Source organism: Holospora curviuscula (genome assembly GCF_002930195.1).
Lineage (GTDB): Bacteria > Pseudomonadota > Alphaproteobacteria > Holosporales > Holosporaceae > Holospora > Holospora curviuscula.
The window spans coordinates 1-4638 of sequence record NZ_PHHC01000138.1; the positions used below are offsets into that span (position 1 = coordinate 1).

Annotated in this window: 4 protein-coding genes and 1 pseudogene; 3 read left to right on the forward strand and 2 right to left on the reverse strand. The window is 35.3% G+C overall.

Annotated elements, in window-relative coordinates:
* Positions 1-304 precede the first annotated feature (304 nt).
* Entirely contained in the window at positions 305-607 is a 303-nt protein-coding gene (locus HCUR_RS06940) for a hypothetical protein (RefSeq protein ID WP_104207361.1), read from the forward strand.
* A 287-nt stretch (positions 608-894) separates the two neighbouring features.
* Here HCUR_RS06940 and HCUR_RS06945 read toward each other — a convergent pair whose 3' ends face one another.
* On the reverse strand, positions 895-1191 hold the full coding sequence (locus tag HCUR_RS06945; RefSeq protein WP_104207362.1) for a transposase: 297 nt from the start codon (positions 1189-1191) through the stop codon (positions 895-897).
* A 679-nt stretch (positions 1192-1870) separates the two neighbouring features.
* Between HCUR_RS06945 and HCUR_RS06950 the strand changes: the two genes are divergently transcribed.
* Both HCUR_RS06950 and HCUR_RS06955 read left to right on the forward strand, forming a co-directional pair.
* Positions 1871-2578, forward strand: a complete 708-nt coding sequence (locus HCUR_RS06950; protein ID WP_129591972.1) for a hypothetical protein — start codon at positions 1871-1873, stop codon at positions 2576-2578.
* Between the two features lie 240 nt (positions 2579-2818).
* Positions 2819-3526, forward strand: coding sequence for a hypothetical protein (locus HCUR_RS06955; RefSeq protein WP_129591973.1), 708 nt, complete (start codon positions 2819-2821; stop codon positions 3524-3526).
* An 894-nt stretch (positions 3527-4420) separates the two neighbouring features.
* Here HCUR_RS06955 and HCUR_RS08855 read toward each other — a convergent pair.
* Positions 4421-4638 (reverse strand): annotated as a pseudogene (locus tag HCUR_RS08855) (IS481 family transposase); the annotation flags it as partial.

Sequence of the window (4638 nt, forward strand, 5' to 3'; positions counted from 1 at the left end):
GAATAGGGTGCATGGGATGTATGAGGTATTCTTAGAGGCTTTGTGCGCAGCGCTATGCGGGGCTGAGGGATGGCAAAATGTTGAGTTTCAAGATCTGTTTTCTCCCTGGGTCATAAGTAAAAATAGCCCGGCAATATTATAGCAATCGATGGAAAGGTATCAAGGCGCAGTTGAGATGTTACATAAGATACGCGCTTTTGCTAAAGAGGCTAGGCCAAGGGAATAGATAAAAGCAAGGAGATCACAGTACTCCCTAAGGTATTGGATTGGCTGAATCGTAGAAGATCTATTGTCACTAAAAATCATGGGTAAAGGAGAAAATTATATATTCTCTCTCAAAGGTAATGAGGGAAATCTTTTAGATGATGTGACGCGATATTTTGAAAAAGCACCATTAGAAAAGATTAAATATTGCTCAAATTATGATAAGGGGCACGCTAAGGTTGAAGTTAGAAAATGCTCGGTAAGTCAGGATAGTCAATGGCTCATCTTAAATACTCCTAATGGGCTTTCCATTAAAAGCATGGCGCGAATAGAATCGATTCCTGAGATAAACGGCAAGTGTTCTAGTGCAGTGCGGTATATCTTCTTTAGAAGCCACTCTTGAAACAATGCTCTCATATATTAGAGGTCATTGGGCCTTACATTGGCTAGTACAGAGGTCATTTGGTGAGGATCAAAGGAGAATACGGAAGGAAAACGCTCGCCACGGTAGGCAATAAGCAGGAATATAGCTCTGAACAAGCTCATGTGCCAGGACAATCAATCAAGAGGTTCAGAAAAATGAGGGGGCTGGAGTGACGACATACTTTTCTGTATTTTGCAACAAAATTTTTTATGAGGTGGCCGTGACCGTGTACTAGATTGCTTTTTTTATCCACAACACTATGGTATTTAGGTTCCTTTATTTTTTTTTCCTCCGTTAATTCTTCGTTGTTCACAAGCTTTGGTAGTTTTGACACCGTGTGAATCAATGCTGCGGTAGCTCGGGTTTTTACTTTCACCAGCTTTTATCCGAATTATCTTGACAAGCGTTACTAGTACTTTTTTCCATATTCTTTTTATCCTGAAGCTTCGATAAAACGACTGTACCGTAGAGTATGGCGGAAAATCTTTAGGAAGCATTCGCCATGGGCAGCCGCTCTTTATTATGTAAAATACTCGATTAATTCTATTACCTACTTGTCCCATTCAAAATGACCCTTAATGAGCGCTTATTCATGATCTGTTAAACCCCTTGGATTACGTGTTCTTATTGCCTCCAAGCTTCCCTATACTCCCTCCTTTTATTCATGAATACAGATTCTAAATATGTATTTTTTCACGCGCCTCCCCAGAGGTAAAGTGTTGTGATCACTAAAGCCTAATATTTTAAACCTTTTATAGACAGGGGCAATACCTCTTGCATCCAATAGCCTAGTGATCTTTTGTCATGCTTTATCTTCGTTATTTTCAATATAAATTTTTAGCTGATTTGTCTATGCTTCCTTTTCTTCCTAATCGTACTTTTAAGCTTAATGACTTCTTCTGTTTGGTAGCTTACCTACTTTCTACTTAACGCTTTTATTTTAATTATTCCCTAAGTTTATGTATTCTATTACGCTTTTATTTAATTTTAGCCTGTATGATACTTTTACCATCTCTATGATCTTTTTGACAATTTCATTTTCAAGCTAAATTTACTATGTAAGATTCTAGTGAAAAACTTATCAAATGTTTGCGAAGAATTTTAACAAAGTTTAATATATTTTTTCAAATTATAGTGTGCGTTTTACAACACAGTCTAAATATTTTTTTTTACTTTACAAAAAGAGTGTAACAAGTACGAAAATATTCTAAGATTTTTTAATTATTTTTGTTTTTAAAAAAAGTGAAGATTTTTTGCTTAAAATATATATTTTTTTCCATGCTCATTCCGTCTTTGGGAGTTTCAGGAGGGGTTCAAAAGTTAATGCAATTTGATACTTCATCCTGTTATAAAGAATTAAAAAAAAGTGGAAAAATTTCTCAGATAGATTGCGATACATTATGCGCCTGGATAGCAGAGATGGTACCTTATATTCTGTCAAATAAAAGGTTTTCTTTTTATAATGAGCTTGTTGAATGTATAGAAAATGTAAAAAAAGAAAGTTCGAAACAGGATACTTCTTACGAGTTATTGAATACCATTGAAAAGAAAGCGCGTCCATTGTTAGAATGTTCTCTAGAGCAAGGATATTTTTTTAATCTGAGCACAAATTTTGAAGCGTTACTTTCAAAAAATTCTTCAACAGAAAGTTTTATTGAAATGACCAAGGTTCTTATGAGTCGATACACTGATCCAGATTTACAGGAAAAATTAGAACAAAAAATATTTAAAAATTTAGCAGAACACCAAAATTTTTCAAGATTAAAACTTTCAATAAACAAGATATTTAATTGTTCTAAGCGATGCATTATTACGAAAAAGCTTACGATAGACGGAGTTCAAATTCCTTTGTCTCAAGAGGAAAAAATAATTTTTATAACCAAGCTAGGAGGTAATTTTCGGGTGCGTTTACCCTCCCCCGCTGAAGAAAGATGTTTTCCTTTTCGATGAAATATTGAAGCAGGCTAGTATTGCTTGGTAGTTTAGAAGAGAGTTTTTTTATAACTCGTGAACCTCAGTATCCGATGATTACTTCTGTTGTAGAAGCTCGAACTAGGTTATGTCGCGTACTCTTAAAGATATCCCCGTAAATGACGCAATTTAAATAATTTTTCTTAAATAGTAAAAACCTTGATAAACTACCCAAATATTTTACAATTTTTATAGTTGTGAGTTATATAGGTATTATCAATGATAGCTTTTTTTGTAAAATTTATGGTTGTTTCCATGGGAATTGTGTCTTTGGGAGTTTCAGGAGGAATTCGAGAAATGATGGAATTTCATATCTCCCCTTGTTATAAAGCGTTAAAAAAAAGTGGGAAGCTTTCTGATGTAGGACATTTTAAATTACGCAAACGAATCTCAGAGATGGTGCCATATATTTTTCCACAAAACCGGGCCTGTTTTTATGATGCGCTTGTGGAGTGTATAGATCGTGTCACAAAAGAGTCTTTGTTACAACCCCCTTCCTATAATCTATTGACGGCCATCGGAAAAGAGGTTCGCTCAAAGCTTGGAAAATTTCTTAAGCCATCATATTTTTTTGATATTGAGGAGGATTTTAATACAATATTTTCAGAAAAAAGTTCAAAAAAAAATTTTATTGATATGACACTAAAGCTTATGGAGCGGTATACTGAGCCGTATTTACAGACAAGACTAGAGAAAGAGATATTTAAAAATTTGGCTAACCATCGAGAATTTGTAAAATTAAGGCCTACAATAAACACTATTTTCGATTCATCTAAACGTTCCATTATAGTAAAACAATTTTTAGTTCACAATGTTTATGTCCCTTTATCTCGAGAGGAACAAATTGTTTTTATACCTAGTTTGGGCGGCAATGTACGGGTACGTCTAATTTTTCAGGAACAGGATAAACGACACGCTTCTTTCTAAATTTTTAATGAGAAGATATGTTTTGGCGTGACGCATTGTTTCAATCTTTATAAATATAGATTTAATTGTCTATTATCCAGTCACAAGAATAATGGGTTCTAATAGGCATACTCGGAAAAAGAGGTTTAAATTATTTTAGCCAGTTTAGGCACGAGATTTTAATCCAGAGGACGCGACATTAAAGATGAATAGCACCCGCATTTGGCATAGCGTTTGGTAATTCCGTGCCATTGTTTGAGATAAAGAAAGGCATTTTCAATCAAATGATATAGTGCTTAGAAATTTTGTTTATAATTTTCTTTAATTCTGCGTTTTTCTACTGAAATTATCGCAATCATACCATGTTCAGTCGCTTAATTTATCCTATGCCTGGGATGAGGTTTGAAGTGTGTGCAATCGGCTAAGGTAGCATCTGTAAGACTCGATTCGGACATGTATACTAAACGCACCCACGGCCATGTGTATGGTGGTGTTACGCTTCTTTTTAAACGGTTTGCTTTTTGGTTTGCACCTCGTGCTTTTGCTCCGTGAGGAGGGGGACTTTGATGGGGTTGGCATCTATCATAAGCCAGTCACAATCGGAATGGACAATAAGCACAATAAGTTTTTGCAGCAATTGTTACCCGATTATATTGTCTATCCGAGAATAAATTGGCGATCCATATTGTTCTACTCTCCGTAATTCGGCGGAAAAGAGTGGTCCAGAGCATCCGTTCTAAAAATTCAAAAAATAGTATTGATCTATTTTCGGGTGTCCTTAGCGTGGCTAGAACACCACAAACTCTCTTTTTAACTAGAAGATGGGGTTCCATAACGCTAAACATAATGCAAAATATCATAGCGACCAGTGGTTTTGTTAGGAAGTGTTTTCAGACAAATACACAGTACCATGAATCATCCCATCCTAACATAGGTGTTTAGTCCCGCCAAGAAATGGTTAGGATTAATTGTAAAATATTCTGGATGAATTATCCACTGATTTAGAATAAATTGCCAAGGAGTTTTGCCTTTGATGGCTTTAAGTCGTTTAGTGAAGGTATAAGCCATTAGATAGGCATGCAGATGCTGTTTCAGCTCATCATGAGATGCATAATGGAAATTGTTTACAGTTG

Coding starts and splice junctions, on each gene's coding strand:
- HCUR_RS06945 (WP_104207362.1), bottom strand. CDS start 1,191: ATGGGACAAGTAGGTAATAGAATTAATCGAGTATTTTACATAATAAAG.
- HCUR_RS06955 (WP_129591973.1), top strand. CDS start 2,819: ATGATAGCTTTTTTTGTAAAATTTATGGTTGTTTCCATGGGAATTGTG.
- HCUR_RS06940 (WP_104207361.1), top strand. CDS start 305: ATGGGTAAAGGAGAAAATTATATATTCTCTCTCAAAGGTAATGAGGGA.